Genomic DNA, 743 nt, shown 5'->3' on the forward strand with positions numbered 1-743 from the left:
GACCGCGGGCACGGTCCGGCGTGCAGGCGGTGCAGCGCGCATGCCGGTCCCCTTCGCGTCGGTGTCACGGGCAGGTGATCACCACTCATGCCCCGGACGTCCCATTCTACGCCCGCCGTGCGACCTTCGGACCTTCACGTGCCTCACATCCTGCCGGGCACGCGGCAGGGGCGCCCCACCCGGGGGTGGGGCGCCCTGCGTGCGCTGACGGTCACGCCGTCATCGGCGTGCCCGTGCGGCGGCTCACTCGGAGGCGGCGGCCTTCAGCTTGGAGCCGGCGGTCACCTTGACCGAGTAGCCGGCCGGGATGGTGATCTCCTCGCCGGTGCGCGGGTTGCGGCCGGTGCGCTCCTTGCGCTCGGTGCGGTCCACGGCCAGCCAGCCGGGGATCGAGACCTTCTCACCCTTCTTCACCTGAGCGGAGAAGACCTCGAAGACGGCGTCCAGCACATCGCTGACGGCGGCCTGGGTGTTGCCGGAGCGCTCGGCGACGGCAGCGACGAGCTCCTTGCGGTTCATAGCCATGGAAGTCCTCCTGAGTAATGGGACATCTGTAGGGGTGTTCCCGGGTTTTCCCCGGGCTTCCATGCCCGAACGTACCATCGACGACGCCGTCCCGCCCTCCCCAGCGGCCTGATCCTGCGATTTTCAGGCGATTCCAAGGGTTGATGCCGCCCCTCCGGGCCGCGGACCGTCCGCCGGCAGGGAGCCGCGGCCGCTCCCGGGAGTGCGCCGGGATCACG

Annotated in this window: 1 protein-coding gene; it reads right to left on the reverse strand. The window is 70.8% G+C overall.

Annotated features, from left to right (window positions below; all coding sequences use genetic code 11):
* Positions 1-243: 243 nt before the first annotated feature.
* The gene (locus AC2W7A_RS13055) at positions 244-525 is read right to left on the reverse strand and encodes an HU family DNA-binding protein (protein WP_485991698.1); all 282 of its coding nucleotides are present in this window, start codon (positions 523-525) and stop codon (positions 244-246) included.
* Positions 526-743 lie beyond the last annotated feature (218 nt).

This window comes from Micrococcus sp. LASM2_SD2, assembly GCF_057364565.1.

Excerpts from the sequence above, each read along its gene's own strand:
- AC2W7A_RS13055 (WP_485991698.1), bottom strand. The coding sequence starts at position 525 with ATGGCTATGAACCGCAAGGAGCTCGTCGCTGCCGTCGCCGAGCGCTCC.